Annotated in this window: 1 protein-coding gene; it reads left to right on the top strand. The window is 68.1% G+C overall.

Going from position 1 to position 251, the window contains the following annotated elements:
• Positions 1-251, top strand: a 251-nt coding sequence (locus tag RM423_RS25260; RefSeq protein ID WP_311425779.1) for a DDE-type integrase/transposase/recombinase, incomplete at both ends; no start/stop codon positions are given.

The raw sequence follows: 251 nt of genomic DNA on the forward strand, positions 1-251 counted from the left end.
GGCTCAGGTTGCGGCGCAAGGTCCACACCACGATCCCCGAACCGGCCGACACCCCGGTGCCGGATCTGGTCAAGCGCGACTTCACCGCGCCGGCCCCCAACGTCAAGTACGTCGGGGACATCACCTACCTGCCCTACGACGGCGGGCATCTCTACCTGGCGACGGTGATCGACTGCTACTCCCGCCGCCTGGTCGGCTGGTCGATCGCCGAGCACATGCGCACCGAGCTGATCGAAGACGCGCTGCACGCC

The organism is Jatrophihabitans lederbergiae (genome assembly GCF_031845305.1).
Classification (GTDB): Bacteria; Actinomycetota; Actinomycetes; order Mycobacteriales; family Jatrophihabitantaceae; genus Jatrophihabitans_A; species Jatrophihabitans_A lederbergiae.